General features: G+C 64.3%; 16 protein-coding genes and 1 tRNA gene. 1 reads left to right on the top strand and 16 read right to left on the bottom strand.

Translation table 11 applies throughout. The annotated features are described in order from the left end of the window. The first annotated feature begins 94 nt into the window (after positions 1–94). Positions 95–928: an IclR family transcriptional regulator gene (locus AADV58_RS05750; protein WP_051295186.1), complete on the top strand. Its 834-nt coding sequence runs from the start codon at positions 95–97 to the stop codon at positions 926–928. On the opposite strand, the gene AADV58_RS05745 is transcribed toward AADV58_RS05750, so the two are convergent. The 16 genes from AADV58_RS05745 to leuB form a co-directional block, all read right to left on the bottom strand. Continuing rightward, a tRNA-Thr gene (locus tag AADV58_RS05745) sits at positions 895–968 on the bottom strand. The two genes, AADV58_RS05750 and AADV58_RS05745, sit on opposite strands and share 34 nt — an antisense overlap. A gap of 79 nt (positions 969–1,047) precedes the next feature. Further along, positions 1,048–2,322 (bottom strand): DEAD/DEAH box helicase, encoded by a 1,275-nt coding sequence (locus tag AADV58_RS05740; RefSeq protein ID WP_341744299.1) that lies wholly within the window; start codon positions 2,320–2,322, stop codon positions 1,048–1,050. 52 nt (positions 2,323–2,374) lie between these two features. Next, positions 2,375–3,556 (bottom strand): O-succinylhomoserine sulfhydrylase, encoded by a 1,182-nt coding sequence (locus AADV58_RS05735; protein WP_088177937.1) that lies wholly within the window; start codon positions 3,554–3,556, stop codon positions 2,375–2,377. Then, positions 3,556–5,106, bottom strand: coding sequence for an amidophosphoribosyltransferase (purF, locus tag AADV58_RS05730; protein WP_028993497.1), 1,551 nt, complete (start codon positions 5,104–5,106; stop codon positions 3,556–3,558). Before purF ends, AADV58_RS05735 begins: the two co-directional genes overlap by 1 nt. 13 nt (positions 5,107–5,119) lie before the next feature. Next, positions 5,120–5,611: a CvpA family protein gene (locus AADV58_RS05725; protein ID WP_298395043.1), complete on the bottom strand. Its 492-nt coding sequence runs from the start codon at positions 5,609–5,611 to the stop codon at positions 5,120–5,122. Further along, on the bottom strand, positions 5,608–6,321 hold the full coding sequence (locus AADV58_RS05720) for an SPOR domain-containing protein (protein ID WP_298395046.1): 714 nt from the start codon (positions 6,319–6,321) through the stop codon (positions 5,608–5,610). The genes AADV58_RS05725 and AADV58_RS05720 overlap by 4 nt, the downstream gene beginning before the upstream one ends. Before the next feature lie 3 nt (positions 6,322–6,324). Beyond that, the gene (folC, locus tag AADV58_RS05715) at positions 6,325–7,632 is read right to left on the bottom strand and encodes a bifunctional tetrahydrofolate synthase/dihydrofolate synthase (RefSeq protein ID WP_341744298.1); all 1,308 of its coding nucleotides are present in this window, start codon (positions 7,630–7,632) and stop codon (positions 6,325–6,327) included. Then, a complete protein-coding gene (accD, locus tag AADV58_RS05710) occupies positions 7,629–8,501 on the bottom strand; it encodes an acetyl-CoA carboxylase, carboxyltransferase subunit beta (protein WP_028993501.1) in 873 nt (290 codons plus the stop codon). Before accD ends, folC begins: the two co-directional genes overlap by 4 nt. Continuing rightward, complete coding sequence (trpA, locus tag AADV58_RS05705) at positions 8,498–9,304, bottom strand: tryptophan synthase subunit alpha (RefSeq protein ID WP_341744297.1); 807 nt, start codon at positions 9,302–9,304, stop codon at positions 8,498–8,500. The genes accD and trpA overlap by 4 nt, the downstream gene beginning before the upstream one ends. 79 nt (positions 9,305–9,383) lie before the next feature. Continuing rightward, entirely contained in the window at positions 9,384–10,589 is a 1,206-nt protein-coding gene (trpB, locus tag AADV58_RS05700; RefSeq protein ID WP_028993503.1) for a tryptophan synthase subunit beta, read from the bottom strand. A gap of 122 nt (positions 10,590–10,711) precedes the next feature. Further along, a complete protein-coding gene (locus tag AADV58_RS05695; protein WP_341744296.1) occupies positions 10,712–11,347 on the bottom strand; it encodes a phosphoribosylanthranilate isomerase in 636 nt (211 codons plus the stop codon). Continuing rightward, entirely contained in the window at positions 11,344–12,132 is a 789-nt protein-coding gene (truA, locus tag AADV58_RS05690; RefSeq protein ID WP_028993505.1) for a tRNA pseudouridine(38-40) synthase TruA, read from the bottom strand. The genes AADV58_RS05695 and truA overlap by 4 nt, the downstream gene beginning before the upstream one ends. Further along, on the bottom strand, positions 12,129–12,734 hold the full coding sequence (locus AADV58_RS05685) for a CbiQ family ECF transporter T component (RefSeq protein WP_028993506.1): 606 nt from the start codon (positions 12,732–12,734) through the stop codon (positions 12,129–12,131). The genes truA and AADV58_RS05685 overlap by 4 nt, the downstream gene beginning before the upstream one ends. A gap of 51 nt (positions 12,735–12,785) precedes the next feature. Beyond that, positions 12,786–15,950: a FimV/HubP family polar landmark protein gene (locus tag AADV58_RS05680; protein ID WP_281984471.1), complete on the bottom strand. Its 3,165-nt coding sequence runs from the start codon at positions 15,948–15,950 to the stop codon at positions 12,786–12,788. Between the two features lie 154 nt (positions 15,951–16,104). Continuing rightward, positions 16,105–17,238, bottom strand: a complete 1,134-nt coding sequence (gene asd, locus AADV58_RS05675) for an aspartate-semialdehyde dehydrogenase (protein ID WP_341744295.1) — start codon at positions 17,236–17,238, stop codon at positions 16,105–16,107. Positions 17,239–17,290: 52 nt separating this feature from the next. Then, complete coding sequence (leuB, locus tag AADV58_RS05670; RefSeq protein ID WP_341744294.1) at positions 17,291–18,346, bottom strand: 3-isopropylmalate dehydrogenase; 1,056 nt, start codon at positions 18,344–18,346, stop codon at positions 17,291–17,293. Between the last annotated feature and the right edge of the window lie 3 nt (positions 18,347–18,349).

Genomic DNA, 18,349 nt, shown 5'->3' with positions numbered 1-18,349 from the left:
ACCACCTCCCTCTATATTGGAGGTGCAATTATATTGCCGCACGCAAGGGCGTCATAGATGCATAGAATATGGACTTTGATTCGGCACACGCACCATGATCACAAAAGTAGCCAGCGAACGACAAGGCATCCAATCCATCGAGGTCGGCTTTCGCCTGCTCGACGTACTTGCCAAGAACAATCGATCAATGATGTTGCGCGACATCGCCAAGGGGGCTGGCATGCCTGCGGCCAAAGCACATCGCTACCTGGTCAGCTTCATGCGCATCGGTATCGTCGAGCAGGATGCCGGCACCGGCCGTTACGATCTCGGCGCCTACGCACTTGACCTTGGACTCTCCGGACTCGGCAGACTGGATCCGGTCAGATTGGCCGGCCCCGTGCTCGATTCGCTGTGCGAAACGATTCATGAAACTGTCGCACTGGCTGTCTGGGGAACACATGGGGCAACCATCGTCCGGATCGTGGATGCCGGCAGCCCGATCACGATTACCTTGCGCCCGGGCACAGTTCTCTCGCTCAGCCGCTCGGCCACCGGCCGCGCCTTTGCCGCATTCTATCGCTCGCCCTTCCTCAAGAAAATGATTGACGAGGAGTTGCATGAGCAGGCCCTGTCAAGCAAGACGGCCATTGGCACGTGCCGCCGACAACTGGAAAAGACGCTGACCGAAATCCGCGAGCGCGGACTTTCCCGCGCCACCGGAAGCCTGACCCCCGGCATCAACGGCTTCAGTGCGCCGGTATACGATCACAGCGAACGCATGGTCGCCGCCATCACTTCACTGGGTTCGGTCGGGGAGTTCGACGTGGAATGGGACAGCCCGACCGCCCGCGCCATGCAGCAGGCAGCCGCTGATCTGTCGCACCGACTTGGCTACGGCAGTATCAACAATGATGGTGCCCCCAGTCGGAATCGAACCAACACCTGATGATTACAAATCAACTGCACGACCTTCATGCTATGGGGGCTGAAGTCGGGCCGAGATTATAGCCGATCAGCACCCGAGGAAGGAAAAGAAGGTCTCCCCATTTGGGAGACCTTCTTTTTTCAGCGGTGACGCTTTCCGCTGGGATGGACGGACGGTTTGCCCGCACCACGCTGACCATTGCCCGCTCTTGCCCGGGAGTCATCCCGACGCGGCCCGCGCGGCGGTTGCGGCGGCCGCGGCTTGGCCACCGCCGATTGTTCGAAGCCTTCGATGGCAACACGATCCAGCGTCCGCTTGATCAGCTTCTCGATGTCCTTTAGCTGAGCCCGCTCATCGTGGCAGACCAGCGAGATCGCCTCGCCGACCATGCCGGCGCGACCGGTACGGCCGATGCGGTGGACGTAGTCCTCGGGCACGTTGGGCAGCTCGTAATTGATCACGTAGGGCAGTGCGTCGATGTCGATGCCGCGCGCCGCGATGTCGGTGGCGACCAGCGCGACCAGCTTGCCTTCCTTGAACTCGGAAAGGACGCGGGTGCGCGCCCCTTGCGATTTGTCGCCATGGATTGCCGCCGCCTTGATGCCGGCCTTGTCCAGCGTCCGCGCCAGCGCGTCGGCGCCGTGCTTGGTCCGGGCGAAGACCAGCACCTGGTGCCAACCATGCGTCTGGAACAGGTGGCAGAGCAGCTCCTTCTTGCGCTCGCGGTCGGTCTCGATGACTTTCTGGGTCACCGTCTCGGCCGCCGTGTTACGCGGCGCGACGTCGACCGACACCGGCTGGTTGAGCAGGCCGGCGGCGAGTTCGCGGATTTCCGGCGAAAAGGTCGCCGAGAACAGCAGGTTCTGCCGTTGCTTGGGTAGCAGCGCGATGATCTTGCGGATGTCGCGAATGAAGCCCATGTCGAGCATGCGATCAGCTTCGTCGAGGACGAAGATCTCGATCGCCGACAGATCAACCGTCTTCTGCTGAACGTGGTCGAGCAGGCGCCCCGGTGTTGCCACCAGGATATCCACGCCGCGGCGCAGATTGGCGATCTGGGGGTTGATGCCGACGCCGCCGAAGACGGCCAGCGAATTGATCGGCAGGTGTTTGCCGTAGGTGCGCACGCTTTCCTCGACCTGGATCGCCAGTTCGCGGGTCGGCGTCAGCACCAGCACGCGCGGCGTCTTGGCGATGCGCGTCAGGCGGTCATTGGCACCACCGGCCAGGCGGTGCAGGATGGGCAGCGTGAAGCCGGCGGTCTTGCCGGTGCCGGTCTGTGCCGTCGCCATCAGGTCATGGCCGGCGAGCACGGCGGGAATCGCCTGCTGCTGGATCGGCGTCGGCGTGTCGTAGCCTTGTTCGGCAACGGCACGCTGGATTTCGGCCTTCAGGCCGAGTTCGGAAAAAAGCATGGACAGCTCCAAAGGCGGGCACCCGGCCACAGCCGGGTGCCCGCACGGAAAATCAGATCAGGGAAAGGCCGCGCTCGAGGTCGGCCTGCAGATCCTCGACCGCTTCCAGGCCGACCGCGATGCGCAGCAGGCCTTCGTTGATGCCGGCGGCGGCCCGGGCTTCCGGGGAAATGCGGCCGTGCGTGGTCGAGGCGGGATGGGTGATGGTGGTCTTGGTGTCGCCGAGATTGGCGGTGATCGATAGCAGGTGGCAGTTATCCACCACCGTCCAGGCCTGCTCGCGGGCGCCCTTGACCTCGAAGGAGACGATGGCGCCACCACTGGCCTGCTGCGTCTGCGCCAGCGCGTATTGCGGGTGCGACGGCAGTCCCGGGTAGAAAACGCGGGCGACCTTGGGGTGCGCTTCCAGCCAGTGGGCCAGCCGTGCAGCATTGGCGGCCTGCGCCTCGATCCGGATTTTCAACGTTTCCAGGCCCTTGAGCAGGACCCAGGCATTGAACGCCGACAGCGTCGGCCCGGCGGTACGCAGGTACTTGAAAACTTCCTCGGTCAGCTTCTTCGGACCGCAGACGGCGCCGCCGAGGACGCGCCCCTGGCCGTCGATGTACTTGGTCGCCGAATGGACGACGAGGTCAGCGCCCATCTCCAGCGGCTTCTGCAGGATAGGCGTGCAGAAGCAGTTATCGACCGCAACCAGGATGCCGCGCGCGTGAGCGATTGCACTCAGTGCCCGGATATCGGCGATTTCGGTCAGCGGATTCGACGGTGTTTCCAGGAAGAACAGCCTGGTTTCCGGGCGGATCGCCGCTTCCCAGGCCGCCGGGTCGGTATGCGAGACGAAGGTGGTGGTGATGCCGGTGCGCGACAGGATGTTGTTGAACAGTTGCACGGTGGCGCCGAACAGGCTGTTTGAGGCGACGATGTGGTCGCCCTGCTTGAGGTGCGCCAGGCACAGCGCCATGATCGCCGCCATGCCGCTGGCGGTGGCGACGCAATCCTCGGCGCCTTCGAGCGCGGCCAGGCGTTCCTCGAACATGGTCACGGTCGGGTTGGAGAAGCGCGCGTAGACGTTGCCTTCCTCTTCGCCGGAGAAGCGCTTCGCTGCCTGCGCGGCACTGCCGAAGACGAAGCTCGACGTCAGGTAAAGCGCTTCGGCATGCTCGCCGAACTGGCTACGCTCCTGGCCGGCGCGAACGGCCAGCGTTTCCGGACGGTAGTTCGGCAACCCAGCCATCATTCCTGCCCGCCGTTGGCCAGACCGAGCACCATCTGCTGCGATTCGCGGCCGTCGCCATCGTCTTCGTTCTTGTCGTCGCTCTTCGCAGGTTTCTTGCTGCGCTTGCCCTCGACGGCATCGAGATAATAGTCGTCGATATCGCCGGTGATGTAGCAACCGTCGAAGCAGGAGGCGTCGAACACGGTCAGGTCGGCGCGCAGCTTGGTGATCGATTGCTTGAGCGCCTCGATGTCCTGATAGACCAGCGCATCGGCGCCGATTTCGGCGGCGATCTGGGCGTCGCTGCGACCGGTGGCGATCAGTTCGGCACGCGTCGGCATGTCGATGCCGTAGACATTCGGGAAACGTACCGGCGGCGCAGCGGAAGCGAAATAGACCTTGACCGCACCGGCCGCTCGCGCCATCTCGACGATCTCGCGGCTGGTCGTGCCACGGACGATGGAATCGTCAACCAACAGCACGCGCTTGCCCTTGAACTCCTGGCCGACGGTGTTCAGCTTCTGGCGCACCGATTTCTTGCGCATCGCCTGGCCAGGCATGATGAAGGTGCGGCCCACGTAGCGGTTCTTGACGAAGCCTTCGCGGAACGGAATGTTCAGCACATGCGCCAACTGCATGGCCGAGGGACGGCTGGAATCGGGAATCGGAATGACGACGTCGATCTCGTCCACCGGAATCGCCGTCCTGACCTTCTCGGCCAGCAATTCGCCCATCGCCAGACGGGCTTCGTAGACCGGCACGCGGTCGATCACGGTGTCCGGCCGGGCCAGATAGACGTACTCGAAAATGCACGGCGCGTACATCGGCTGCTGGGCGCATTGGCGGGTGTGCAACTGGTGATTGAGGTCGATGAACACCGCCTCGCCCGGCTCGATGTCGCGGATGGTCTGGAAACCCAGGGTATCCAGCGCCACCGACTCGGAGGCAACCAGGTACTCGGTGCCTTCCGGGGTTTCGTTCTGACCGTAGATCAACGGACGGATACCGTGCGGGTCGCGGAACGCGAGCAGCCCATAGCCGGCGATGATAGCGACAACGGCGTAGGCGCCGCGGCATCGGCGATGGACACCGGCCACCGCCTGGAAAATGCTGTCCACATCCAGTTCATAACCGTGTGCCGCCGACTGCAGTTCATGCGCCAGCACGTTGAGCAGGACTTCGGAATCGGAATTGGTATTGATGTGTCGGCGATCAAGGCGGAACATCTCCTCCTTCAACTGCTCGGCGTTGGTCAGGTTACCGTTGTGACCGAGCACGATGCCAAACGGCGAATTGACGTAGAAAGGCTGCGCCTCGGCAAAGTTGTAGGCTGAGCCGGCGGTCGGGTAGCGGACGTGGCCGATACCGCAGTTACCCGGCAGCGCCCGCATGTTGCGGGTGCGGAAAACGTCGCGCACCAGCCCCGGCCCCTTGTGCAGGTGGAAGGTATTGCCTTCCGCCGTGGCAATACCGGCCGCATCCTGACCGCGGTGCTGCAGCACCATGAGTCCGTCGTACAGCAATTGATTGACCGGAGTGGTGGCCAAGACGCCGAGAATCCCGCACATGATATTTTCCTGATTAACTGAATCGAATACGTTTGGCCAGATCGTGTGGCAACATCGGTTTCATTGCCAGCACAGCCGTTTCCAGCGGCGGCGCCAGTGCTGCACCGCGCCACCATGGCTGGCTCGGGGCGGCCGTCATGCCGCCGAGCGCCACCAGCAGCAGGGTCAACAGCAGGCCCCGCGCCAGACCGAAGAACATGCCCAGGAGGCGGTCGGAAACCGACAGCCCCAATGCTTTCACTGCCTTGAGGATGAGCAGGCGGACAATCGCCATCGCCACCAGAACGCCGACGAAGATCAGCGTACAACCGATCAGCGCTCGCACCGTCGGATCCTCGATCCCCGCGGGCAGCATCGCGCCGAGTTCGGGGCCAAAACTGAATGCCGCATATATGCCCAGGCCCCAGGCCAGCAAGGCAATGACCTCGCTGACCATACCTCGCCACAGGCCGAAGCCCAGGGAAAGCAGGACGATGGTCACGGCAATGTAGTCGAACAGGGTCATGGCTTGGGTGCAATGACACCGGAAACGCCAATGCGTTTCATCTTTTCCAGTGCCTTTTCAGCCGCATCGCGGTTCGGGAAGGGGCCGGCGCGGACCCGTGTCTTCTTGCCCTGAGGCGAATCCAGCGGTTCGGTATAGGTCTTGATGCCGAGTTCGCCAAGTTTCTTGCGCAGGCTGACAACGTTGGCCTCGTTGGTGAAGGCACCGATCAGGATCAGATGCGGTGCGCCGGCCGCTGCCGGGGCTGGCGCCGGCGACTGTCCGGCAAGGATCGCCGCTGCCCGGCGGGCCTCGTCGTTGGCCGCCGCAGTGGGCGCCTCCGGCTTTTTCTCGACCACCGGCTTTTCCGGCGCCTTGGCCACCGGCTTATCGGCAGGCTTGGCCGGGGCCGGCTGGACCACGGCGGGCGCGGGCGCCGGCGCGGGTGGCGGACTGGCCTCGACGACGCGGGCAGCCGGTGCGGCGGGCGCCTCACTCGCCGGCACGGGTTTTTCGGGCGGGCTCTCGACGGGTACGGCGACCATCGCCGGCGCGAAGGGTTTGTCGTCCTGGCCGGGAATGCGGATTTCGACGTCCTGTACGGGTGGCCGCGGATCGTGATCCATCAGCATCGGCAATACCAGGGCGACGAGCGAGACGAAGAAGACGGCGCCGACCAGGCGGCGGCGGGCGCGTTTCTTGAGCTGCAGCTGAACGTCGTTGTCTTCCATCAATCAGGCTTTCCTGCCCAGCGCTTCGAGCGCGCCGGCCACCGTGTAGAACGATCCGAAGGCGAGGATTCTATCACTTTCCCCGGCTGCCTCCCGGGCCGCCCGCATTGCCTCGGCCGGCGTGTCGTGGCAGACGATCTCGCCGCCGACCCCGGCATCGCGCACGATCTGCGCCAGCGCCGCGGCGGTCGTGCCGCGCGGCCCCGGCAGACTGGCCAGATGCCAGACGTCGACGCGATCCTTGAGCGGCGCCAGAGCACCGGCGATGTCCTTGTCGGCGAGCATGCCCAGCACCGCCCGGGTGCGGTCGAAGAAACCCATGTTCGAGAGGTTGTCGGCGAGCACCTTGACCGCCTGCGGATTGTGGCCGACGTCGAGGACGATTGCCGGCTTGCCGGGAACGACCTGAAAGCGCCCGCTCAATTCGGTTTCGATCAGGCCCGGACGGATCGCCTGCATGGTCACCGGCAACTGGTCAGCGATGGCCTCCAGCGCGGCCAAGGCGACGCTGGCGTTGAACAACTGGGTCGGTCCGCGCAGCCCCGGATAGGCCAGCGAGCGGCGCACGATCTGGTCGCCGCTACGGCACCACCAGCGCCACTGCAGGCGGTTTTCGGCGGCCTCGGCGCCAGGCCGTTCGAAACCGAAGTCGCGGCCGACCAGGCGCAGGTCGGCGCCGATCGCCACGGCGTGGTCGAGCAGGCGTTGGGGCGGCTGCGGATCGGCGCACAGCGCCGGCTTGCCGGCGCGGAAGATGCCGGCCTTCTCGAAGCCGATCGATTCGCGATCCGGCCCCAGCCAGTCGGTATGGTCGAGGGCCACGGTGGTGACGATGGAGACGTCGGGTTCGTAGGCGTTGACCGCATCAAGGCGACCGCCCAGGCCGACTTCGAGCACCGCCGCCTCGACACCGGCGGCGGCGAAGACTTCCCAGGCGGCCAGCGTGCCGAATTCGAAATAGGTCAGGGCGACACCGGTCGCCAACCGCGCTGCCTCGACCTTGGCGAAGGCGGCGCAGAGCGCGGCATCGTCGACCGGCACGCCGTTCAGGCGGACGCGTTCGTTGTAGGCGAGGATGTGCGGCGAGGTGTAGCAGCCGACCTTGTAGCCGGCGCGATCGATGATGTTCTCGAGGTAGGCGCAGGTCGAGCCCTTGCCGTTGGTGCCGCCGACGACGATCACCGGGCAGTGCTGGACCTGGCCGAGCGCCGCCTTGACCTGGCGGATGCGTTCCAGGCCGAGCTCGATGCCGGCCTGCCCCTTCGGATGCAGGCCTTCGAGATGGACCAGCCAGTCGGCGAGAGTCTTCAAGCGGCGGCCGGCTGGTTGAGCAGCAGCGCCAGCGTCCGCGCGACCTGGTCGCGCATTTCGCGGCGATCGACGATCATGTCGATGGCGCCCTTGTCGAGCAGAAACTCGGCACGCTGGAAGCCTTCCGGCAGCTTCTCGCGCACCGTCTGCTCGATGACGCGCGGGCCGGCGAAGCCGATCAGCGCGTTCGGTTCGGCGATGACGACGTCGCCGACGAAGGCGAACGAGGCCGAAACGCCGCCCATGGTCGGGTCGGTCAGGATGGAGATGAACGGCTGACCGACCTGCGACAGGCGGGTCAGCGCCGCCGTTGTCTTGGCCATCTGCATCAGCGAGAACAGGCCTTCCTGCATGCGCGCACCGCCGGAAGCGGCAACGCAGATGAACGGCGTCTTCTGCTCGATCGCGACGTTGACCCCGCGCACGAAACGCTCGCCGAGGACCGAACCCATCGAACCGCCCATGAAGTCGAATTCAAAGGCAGCGGCAACCGCCGGAATGTTCTTGATCGCGCCCTGCATGACCACCAGCGAATCGCTTTCGCCGGTATCGCGGTTGGCATCCATCAGGCGATCCGGGTACTTTTTCGAATCCTTGAACTTGAGGCTGTCCACCGGCACCACCTCGGCACCGATCTCGAAGCGGCCTTCCGGATCGAGCAGCAGGTCGAGGCGCTGGCGGGCATTGATGCGGTGGTGATGACCGCACTTCGGGCAGACCTGCAGGTTGTTCTGCAGATCGGTCGCGTAGAGCACCGCCTCGCAGGCCGGGCACTTGCTCCACAGGCCTTCGGGCAGATTGCCGCGGCGCTGCTGGGCGCCCTGTTCGCGCTTGATCTTCGGGGGTAGCAGTTTGGTCAGCCAGCTCATTTCTTCACCTCATCCACACCGCGACGAATCTCTGCAACCAGCGCCTTGACGTTGGCGCAGGCAGTTCCCGCGGTTGATTTCTCGATCTCTTCGATAATCCGGCTGCCGACGACGACGGCATCGGCAAACGCGGCGATGCGCGCGGCGGTGGCCGCGTCGCGGATGCCGAAGCCGACACCGACCGGCAGACCGGTCTGTTCGCGGATCAGCGGCAGCTTCTGCGCCACCGCCTCCACATTCAGCGCGCCGGAACCGGTCACGCCGGCCAGCGACACGTAATAGACATAACCGCTGGCGATCTTCGCCGTGTGAGCGATGCGCTCGGCGCTGGAAGTCGGCGCGATCAGGAAGATCGGATCCATGCCCTGCGCCTTCATCGCCGCGCCGAATTTCTCCGCCTCTTCCGGCGGATAATCGACCACCAGCACGCCATCGACGCCCGATTGCGCGGCCTTCTCGGCGAACGTCGTCAGGCCCATGGCTTCGATCGGATTGGCGTAGCCCATCAGCACCACCGGCGTCTTATCGTCCTCGGTACGGAAGCGGGTCACCAGTTGCAGTACCTTGCGCAGGCTCATGCCCTTGGCCAGCGCCCGCTCGGACGCGCGCTGGATGGTCGGGCCGTCGGCCATCGGGTCGGAGAAGGGCACCCCCAGCTCGATGATGTCGGCGCCGGCTTCGACCAGGGCGTGCATCAGCGGCACGGTCAGGTCGGCATCGGGATCGCCGGCGGTGATGAAGGGAATCAGTGCCTTGCGGCCCTCGCCATTGAGGCGTGCGAAAGTTTTTTGGATGCGCGACATCAGACGGACTCCTGCCGGGCCGCCCCAAAGGAGGCCAGCGCCCCCTCGGGGGGCAGCGAATGAAATGAGCGTGGGGGCATCAAAACACGATCCCCGACTTCTCGGCCACGGTGTGCATGTCCTTGTCACCCCGGCCGGAGAGGTTGACCAGCAGAATCTTGTCCTTGGCCAGTGTCGGCGCCAGCTTCATCGCGTAGGCGATGGCGTGGCTGGACTCCAGCGCCGGGATGATGCCTTCCAGGCGGCACAGGTCGTGGAAGGCCTTGAGCGCCTCGCCGTCCTTGATCGGCTGGTATTCGGCGCGACCGATGTCCTTCAGCCAGGCGTGTTCCGGGCCGACACCGGGATAGTCGAGGCCGGCGGAAACCGAGTGCGTCTCGATGATCTGGCCGTCCTCGTTCTGCAGCAGGTAGGTGCGGTTGCCGTGCAGCACGCCGGGGACGCCGGCGGTCAGCGAAGCGGCGTGCATGCCGGTCTCGATGCCGGAACCGGCGGCTTCGACACCGATCAGGCGGACATCCGGCACGTCGATGTAGGGGTAGAAGATGCCCATCGCGTTGGAACCGCCACCGACCGCAGCGATCACCGCATCGGGCTGGCGCCCGGCCATTTCCGGCATCTGTTCGAGGCATTCCTCGCCGATGATCTTCTGGAAGTCGCGCACCAGCATGGGATACGGGTGCGGACCGGCGACCGTGCCGATGATGTAGAAGGTGTTGTGGATGTTGGTGACCCAGTCGCGCATCGCTTCGTTGAGCGCGTCCTTCAGCGTCTTCGAGCCGGACTCGACGGGTACCACGGTGGCGCCGAGCAGCTTCATGCGATAGACGTTGGCCGCCTGGCGACGCACATCCTCGCTGCCCATGTAGACGACGCACTCGAAACCGTAGCGGGCGGCAACCGTCGCCGTGGCGACGCCGTGCTGGCCAGCGCCGGTTTCGGCGATGACGCGCGGCTTGCCCATGCGCTTGGCCAGCAAGGCCTGGCCGATGCAGTTGTTCACCTTGTGCGCGCCGGTATGGTTCAGATCCTCGCGCTTCAAGTAAATCTGGGCGCCACCGCAGACCTCGGACAGGCGCTTGGCGTGATAGATCGGTGACGGACGGCCGACGAAATGCTTGAGCTCGTAATCGTACTCGGCGCGGAAGGCCGGGTCGGCCTGGGCCGCAGCGTAGGCGGCCTTCAGCTCATCGAGCGCGCCGAACAGCGTTTCGGCAACGAAGACGCCGCCGTAGGGGCCGAAATGGCCGCTGGCGTCGGGAAAATTGTATTGCGATTGGGACATGGCGAAACTCCTGGAAAATGGGTGAACGGGAACCGGCGAAGATCCCGTTTCAGGGATGGTTCGCCAGGTGACGCCGCCAACAGGTTCGGGTGATACCGCCCACCGATTTCCGCATGATTTTCCTAAACTTCGCCGATCGCCGCATCGGCTGCCCGAACGGCAGCAACAAAAGCGGCGATCTTGTCGTGATCCTTGATCCCCTTGCCCGCTTCGACACCCGACGAGACATCGACCGCCACCGGTCGCACCCGACGGATCGCGTCGCCGACATTGTCCGCGTGCAGCCCGCCGGAAAGCACCAGATGCCCCGGCAGGCCCGGCGGAATCAGCGTCCAGTCGAACACGTGACCGCCACCACCATAGCCTTCGACAAAAGCATCGAGCAACAAACCGCGCGCATCGGAATACGAGCGCGCGAATTCTACCAGATCGAGCCCCGGCCTCACGCGCGCCGCTCGCAGCCAGGGTCTGGCGAAGCTGCGGCAGAACGCCGGCGCCTCGTCGCCGTGAAATTGGAGCAAATTGAGCGGCACTGCGGCGCAGGTCGCCCCGATTTCCTCAGCCGAGGCATTGACGAACAAGCCGACCACATCGACGAAGGGCGGCACCCGGCGCGCCAGTTCGGCGGCCCGTTCCGGCGTCACGTAACGCGGACTGGGCGAGTAGAAGACGAAACCGATGGCGTCGGCACCGGCGGCGACGGCGGCATCCACGTCAGCTTCGCGGGTCAGGCCACAGATCTTGATGCGGGTTTTCATGTCAGCAATCCATCGAGAAAATCATCGGCCGGTTCGGGCAGCCCCCATTCCGGCGCATAAACCGGACCGCGAAAATACAGGCCGTCCGGCGAGAAAGTCGGTGCCGCCTGCGTCCGGTCGCGCATCTGCAGCAGCGCATCGACCCAGTCCGGCGACTGCGCGCCTTTACCGACATGAACCAGCGTGCCGACCAGATTGCGCACCATGTGGTGCAGGAAGGCCGAGGCGGCAAAATCGAAGACGAACATTGCCCCGTGCTGGCGGACGCTGGCGCCGATCATCAATTTGACCGGCGACTTGGCCTGGCATTGCGCCGCCCGGAAGGCCGAAAAATCGTGCTCGCCAAGCAGTCGACTGCAAGCATCCTGCATCGCCGCCAGGTCGAGCGGCAGGTGGAACCAGCCGACCCGTCCCTGCCACAGGCCAGGCCGCTGCGGCCGGTTGAGCAGCAAGTAGCGGTAGCGCCGGCCGTGGGCGCTGAAGCGAGCATGGAATTCATCGCTCACCGGCTGCGCCCAGCGCACCGCGACACCGTCCGGCAGATGCGTATTGACGCCGCGCACCCAGGCCGTCAGCGGTCGCTCGACCGGCGCGTCGAAATGCACGACCTGCTGCGTCGCATGCACGCCGGCATCGGTGCGGCCGGCACACAAGGTCGCCACCGGCTGGCCGGCGATCTTCGCCAGGGCAGCCTCCAGCGCATCCTGCACGGTGCCGCCGCCGGCCTGACTCTGCCAGCCGTGAAAGGGCGAACCGAAGTACTCGACGCCGAGCGCAATCCTCACCACGCCATCACCCCCAGCAAGGCCAGTGTCGACACCAGCACCAGCAGGCTGTCACGTCTCAGCCATGCCTGCGTCTGCAAACTCAGCACATTCGGGCCGTCGTGCATCTCACCGCCAGCCGACAACACTTTGCGCCAGGCACCTTTTTCCTGTGCCTGCTGCAGGCGCTCCAGGACCAGCGACAGCCGAACGACCAGGCGTTCGCCGTCGAAGCCCAGACGCGAGGCCGGCAACAGCAGCCCTGCCAGACCGGCCAGCAGCCCTTCCCGCCCCAGGCGCGAGAAGAGGCACGACAGGCAACCGAGCATCACGATCAGGCGCAAGGCATGGACATTGGCCTCGGCCATACCCTCGTAGGTCGGCGCCCAGGCGATATCGGCATAGGCTTCCCCTGGCGTGTGATAGGCCAGGATCAGCCACAGGCTGAGCAACAACCAGCGGGCACGTCGGGTAAATGCAAACCACGGGCGGGCGACCCCGGGGATCAGCAGCAGGCAGGCGGAAATCAGCAGCAGGCCGGGATAAGCCAGATACTGAACCGCGAGCACGGCGGCAAACCACAGGAAGACAGCAGCAGAGGGATGCAGGGTATACGACTCCATAAATGCGAACGGCCCCTTGCGGGGCCGTTTGCCAGGCGCAATCAGCAGATTTTACCCGCCAATGCGCCCCAGGATGCTCTGCGCTTGCTCGACCAAGTCGCCGGAACCTTCGTTCAGCACTTCCTGCAACAGCTCGCGCGCCCCTTCAAGGTCGCCCATTTCCTCGTAGGCCTTGGCCAGATCGAGCTTGGTATTGACCTCTTCCCATTGCGCGTCATGAACCTCTGCTGCGGTTTCGTCCGCACCGGCACTGGCCTGGGACAACCCAGCCGGTTCCGGCAAATCAGCGGATTCGGTTTCCGTCGGTGAGGGTTCGGCGGAAAGATCCAGATTGATCGAGCCGATGTCGAACTCGGAAGGCATCATCGGCTGCCCCAGGAAGACCGAGTCGGAGAGCTTGACGTCGAAATCCATGTCATCCGCGCCCAGGGCCATCGGATTGACGATGGTATTGACCAGGTCAGGCGCATCCATGGTCAAGGGCTCGGCGGCAATTTCCGCTTCGACCTTAGACGCTTCTGCCGGAACTTCGACAGGCGTATCTTCTTCTACCACCACCGGCGTTACCGAGGTCGAAACCAGCGCCGCCAGGTCGTCGGCTTCCGGCATTTCCTCTACTGACACAGCACCCGCTTCAACTTCTGGCAGTTCGTCCAGCGCGAAGTCGCCGGTATCCACGGCTTGTCCGAAGTTACCGGCATTGGAAATCACCAGCGTGCCCTCGGGCGAGAAGTCGTGGGCAGGATCAGCAGCAGCGAACTCGTCCTCGACCGTCGCCGCTGGGGCTTCAACCGCGGCATCGAGCGGCGGCAGATCAAGTGCATCGAGCCCCTTGTCTTCCGGCTCGGCGTCGAGCGCGACAGCACCAAGCGAGGAATCTCCGCCGACCATGCCGCTCAGATCGAAGTCGAGCGCGTCCGGCGTGCTCTCACCGGTGACCACGGTATCGACGTAGGGCTCAGCCGGCCGCGGCACGGACAGGCTCAATTCCGCCTCGGCTGCTGCACCGGCTTCTTCAGTCAACTCTGCCACCGGTGCGGCATTGCCGAGATCGAAGTCCAGCGCCATCCCGTCATCGGCCGGTTCGGCAGCCGCAAATTCAGCGGCCATTGGCGATGTAGGCTCAAGCGCCGGCTCGGGTTCGGTGTCAAATTCCGGTTCGGCAAACGTCGGCGTCTCGAAAACGAGCGCATCGTCGGCACTGGTCTGCACCGGGGAGTCGACGCGCTCCGGCACATCCAGGGTGGCGGCAGCGGCCGTCGCGGCGGCTACCGCTGCGGTACTGGCAACCAGCGTGGCATCGGCATCGAAGGATTTGGCAAGCGACGGTTTGGCGGACTGTGCAGCCCCGCCGTACAGAGGATTCTCGGGGTCGATTTCGGCGCCCAGCGCCGCTACCTTCTCCCATTCCGGTCCAACACCTGCCGTCTGCGCATAGAGCTCGCTGGCCAGTGTTTCGAATTGCTTGATGCTGCGACGATTGGCGTAGATTTCAAGCAGCTTGGCGTGGATGGCCAAGCGACTCGGATCTTTCTGCATCGCCTCGAGGAGGATTTCCTCAGCCTGGGCGTCACGTCCGTAAGCCATATAGACATCGGCCTCGGCAACCGGATCGACTTCATCGGTATCGATCGTGCCCGGACCCGCCTGGCTGAACTCGCCGGTATGCGGCGGCGTGCTGGCGGTATCGACACTCTGGCCACCGGTCATGCGGAATACCGAATTCGGCCCGAGGCTGGATGGCGACGGCGCAGCCGTAGTTTCAGCACCGAGGGCATCCGGCTTGCGCCGACGACGATAGAGCAGAAGGCCGGTCAACAATGCAATCGCGGCAGCACCACCGGCCAGCGGCAGCGCATTGTCGAGCAGGGAGTCTTCCTCGACAGGCGCTTCCGGAACGACCGGCGCCGGCGCGACCGGCGGTTTGGTTTCAGCTGCCGGCGGCTCGGCCGCTGCAGGCTGAGCCGGCTCGGCTGGCGCTGGCGTCGTCGATGCTTCAGTGGCTGGCGCAGCCTGCTGGGCGGCGGGCTCGACCGGCGTCTCGGCCGGCTTGGTTTCAGGCACGGCCGCCTCGACTGCTGGCGCGGGCTTTTCCAGTTCGGCAAGTCGCTGGTTCTTCATTTCCAGCAACTTCTGTATTTCGGTCAGGTTGCGTTCAAGCTGCGTCACCCGCGCCTGCGACTCCTGCAGCGCCTTGTCGGCAGCAATGCGGTCGACCTCGGTGCCAGCCGGAGCATCGGCGCGCGACACCTTGACCTGATCGCGTGCGCTATCGACAGCCGGCGTCTTCTCCTCGACCTTGGGCGTGATCTTGCCAGCGGCACTCTGGGCCGCCGGCGACTCAGCCCGCGCCTCGGCCGCCGCAGCTGCCAGCTTGCGTCGGTAGGCAGCAAAATCGCCGGCCGACACGTAAACAGCGCGCGCCTCCTTTTCGGAAACGGCAGCAACACTGGCTTCATCCGGCACGTTCAGGATGACACCCGCCTTGAGACGATTGATGTCGTTCTCGATGAAGGCTTCGCGGTTGTTGCGATAGAGACCGACCAGCATCTGCTCGAGCGAGACGCTGGCGTAACGACGTTCATTGGCAATCCGCAGCAAGGTATCGCCACGTTCGACCAGCCGGGTTGAGGAATCGCCAGCCGGTGCCTTTTCCGGGGCCTTCGCAACCGGAGTCACGGCGGCGACTTCCGCTCTTTTGGGCGGCGGAGCCACCGTTTCAGGCGCGGCACCACCGCCCCTGACGGTTTCAACGATCTTGGCATCGACGCTGGTACGCATTCCCTGGCCGCTGGCAAACTCCGGCGGATCAAGCAGGAAAGTGTATTCCCGAACCAGGCGACCGGCCGGCCAGGTCAGCTCGACCAGAAAATCAAGGAAGGGCTCATTGACCGGACGCGCTGAACTCACGCGCAGGACCGATTTGCCGTTACTGCGTCGCTCCACCGCGAAGCGCAGGTCGGTCAGCGCCGAGGAGTATTCCACGCCGGCCTGTTTGAAAATATCCGGCGGCGCCAACCTGGCATTCATGCCAATCAGCTCCTCCCCCGTCGCCGAAAGCTCGACCTCGGCCTTCAGCGGCTGCCCCAGACTGGAGAAAACTGTCAGCTTCCCGAGTCCGGCAGCTTCAGCGGCCGTGGTCGCAAGCGACATACAGGAAGCGACGGCAAGCGCCAGCGCACATTTCTTGAATTTGGAAGAATTGTTCTCGGTCACGGCCATGCCCTGAGCGTATAACTTGGGAGAATCAAATTAACATCATGGACTTAGCAATGCAAGCTAAACCCGCTTCTCATTTACGGACTTTCAGCATATACCCAACAAATAAAAAACGGGGCAGATCGCCCCGTTTTTGCTATTCATGCCGAGTTCAGGCATCGAGCAGGATGCGCAGCATGCGCCGCAGCGGTTCGGCGGCGCCCCACAGCAACTGGTCGCCACAGGTGAAGGCAGCCAGGTACTCCGGACCCATCGCCATCTTGTGCAGACGGCCGACCGGCACGGTCAGCGTGCCAGTAACAGCCGCCGGGGTCAGCTCGCGCTCGGAAATCTCGCGATCGTTCGGCACGACCTTGGCCCACTGATTGGCCTTGGCCAGCATGTCGCTGATCTCGTCGAGCGGCACATCCTTCTTGAGCTTGATGGTCAGCGCCTGGCTGTGGCAACGCATCGCCCCGATGCGCACGCACAGGCCGTCGATCGGGATCGAACCCGCCGTACGGAAAGCCGGCTTGCCGAGGATCTTGTTGCACTCGGCGCCGCCCTTCCACTCTTCCTTGGACTGGCCGTTTTCGTAAGGCACGTCGATCCACGGAATCAGCGAGCCGGCCAGCGGCGTGTTGCGGAAGTTCTTCTTCGGGAAGCTGTCGGAGCGGATGGTCTCGGCAACCTTGCGATCGATGTCGAGGATGGCCGAGGTCGGATCGGCCAGCAGATCCTTGACGGAGTCATGGATGACGCCCATCTGGCTGATCAGTTCGCGCATGTTCTGCGCGCCGGCACCGGAAGCGGCCTGGTAGGTCATCGACGTGGCCCACTCGACCAGGTCGTTCTGGAACAGGCCACCGAGGCCCATCAGCATCAGGGAAACGGTGCAATTGCCGCCGATCCAGTTCTTGCCGCCCTTGGCCAGCGCATCCTTGATCACGTGCATGTTGACCGGGTCAAGGATGATCACGGCGTCGTCAGCCATGCGCAGCGACGAGGCAGCATCGATCCAGTGGCCGTTCCAGCCGGCAGCGCGCAGCTTGGGGAAGACTTCCTTGGTGTAGTCGCCGCCCTGGCAGGTGAGGATGATTTCGCAGGCCTTCAGCGCATCGATGTTGGACGCGTCCTGCAGCGGCAGCGAGGCTTCCTTGCCGCCGAAGACCGGTGCCTTGCCGCCAGCGGCGGAGGTCGAGAAATAAACCGGATCGATGAAAGCGAAATCGCCCTCTTCGACCATACGCTGCATCAGCACGGAACCTACCATGCCACGCCAACCGACCAGACCAACCTTCTTCATGACTCTCTCTCCGAATACAAGCTATGTTTAACGCGCTAACCGTGATTTCGGTTTACGCCAGCTCCGCCAGCACGACGTCGCCCATTTCCTTCGTCCCGACCTTGTTGGTCCCACGCTCGTAGATGTCGCCGGTGCGATAGCCCTGGGCCAGCACCTTTTTGACCGCGTTTTCCACCCGCAGTGCCTGTTCTTCCAGGCCGAAGGTGTAGCGCAGCATCATCGCCGCCGACAGGATGGTGGCCAGCGGATTGGCCACGCCTTTACCGGCGATGTCCGGGGCGGAGCCGTGCGAGGGCTCGTACAGACCCTTGTTCTTGTCGTCGAGCGACGCCGACGGCAGCATGCCGATCGAGCCGGTCAGCATCGAGGCTTCGTCGGACAGGATGTCGCCGAACATGTTGCCGGTGACCATCACGTCGAACTGCTTCGGCGCCTTGACCAGTTGCATCGCCGCATTGTCGACCAGCATGTGGCTGAGTTCGACGTCCGGGTAGTCGTGGGCGATCTCGATCATCACGTCACGCCACAACTGCGTGCATTCGAGCACGTTCATCTTGTCGACAGAACACAGCTTCTTGTTGCGCTTCTGCGCCGCCTGGAAGGCAACATGGCCGATGCGGCGGATTTCCGACTCGCTGTAGACCATGGTATTGAAGCCGACGCGCTCGCCATTTTCCTCGCGCACGCCACGCGGCTGGCCAAAATAGATGTCGCCGGTCAGTTCGCGGACGATCAGGATGTCGAGCCCGGCGACGACTTCCGGCTTCAGCGTCGAGGCGTTGGCCAGTTCCGGGTAGAGGATGGCCGGACGCAGGTTGGCGAACAGGTTCAGATCCTTGCGGATGCCGAGCAGGCCACGCTCCGGGCGTTGCTCACGGGGCAGGCTGTCCCACTGCGGACCACCGACAGCGCCGAGCAGCACAGCATCGGCTTCGCGGGCCAGTTTCTGCGTTGCTTCCGGATAGGGGTTGCCGGTCGCATCGACCGCACCGCCGCCAAGCAGCGCCGTTTCCATCTCGAACTTGAGGTCGAGCGCATTGAGCACCCGCACCGCTTCGGCGGTGATTTCCGGACCGATGCCGTCACCCGGCAGCACACAAATCTTCATGTC

Source organism: Azonexus hydrophilus (assembly GCF_038368255.1).
Taxonomy (GTDB): domain Bacteria; phylum Pseudomonadota; class Gammaproteobacteria; order Burkholderiales; family Rhodocyclaceae; genus Azonexus; species Azonexus hydrophilus.
Note: the sequence above shows the minus strand (reverse complement) of the source record. Positions and strands in the feature narration are given on the sequence as shown.

Excerpts from the sequence above, each read along its gene's own strand:
- AADV58_RS05750 (WP_051295186.1), top strand. The coding sequence starts at position 95 with ATGATCACAAAAGTAGCCAGCGAACGACAAGGCATCCAATCCATCGAG.
- AADV58_RS05740 (WP_341744299.1), bottom strand. The coding sequence starts at position 2,322 with ATGCTTTTTTCCGAACTCGGCCTGAAGGCCGAAATCCAGCGTGCCGTT.
- AADV58_RS05735 (WP_088177937.1), bottom strand. The coding sequence starts at position 3,556 with ATGGCTGGGTTGCCGAACTACCGTCCGGAAACGCTGGCCGTTCGCGCC.
- purF (WP_028993497.1), bottom strand. The coding sequence starts at position 5,106 with ATGTGCGGGATTCTCGGCGTCTTGGCCACCACTCCGGTCAATCAATTG.
- AADV58_RS05725 (WP_298395043.1), bottom strand. The coding sequence starts at position 5,611 with ATGACCCTGTTCGACTACATTGCCGTGACCATCGTCCTGCTTTCCCTG.
- AADV58_RS05720 (WP_298395046.1), bottom strand. The coding sequence starts at position 6,321 with ATGGAAGACAACGACGTTCAGCTGCAGCTCAAGAAACGCGCCCGCCGC.
- accD (WP_028993501.1), bottom strand. The coding sequence starts at position 8,501 with ATGAGCTGGCTGACCAAACTGCTACCCCCGAAGATCAAGCGCGAACAG.
- trpA (WP_341744297.1), bottom strand. The coding sequence starts at position 9,304 with ATGTCGCGCATCCAAAAAACTTTCGCACGCCTCAATGGCGAGGGCCGC.
- trpB (WP_028993503.1), bottom strand. The coding sequence starts at position 10,589 with ATGTCCCAATCGCAATACAATTTTCCCGACGCCAGCGGCCATTTCGGC.
- AADV58_RS05695 (WP_341744296.1), bottom strand. The coding sequence starts at position 11,347 with ATGAAAACCCGCATCAAGATCTGTGGCCTGACCCGCGAAGCTGACGTG.
- AADV58_RS05685 (WP_028993506.1), bottom strand. The coding sequence starts at position 12,734 with ATGGAGTCGTATACCCTGCATCCCTCTGCTGCTGTCTTCCTGTGGTTT.
- asd (WP_341744295.1), bottom strand. The coding sequence starts at position 17,238 with ATGAAGAAGGTTGGTCTGGTCGGTTGGCGTGGCATGGTAGGTTCCGTG.
- leuB (WP_341744294.1), bottom strand. The coding sequence starts at position 18,346 with ATGAAGATTTGTGTGCTGCCGGGTGACGGCATCGGTCCGGAAATCACC.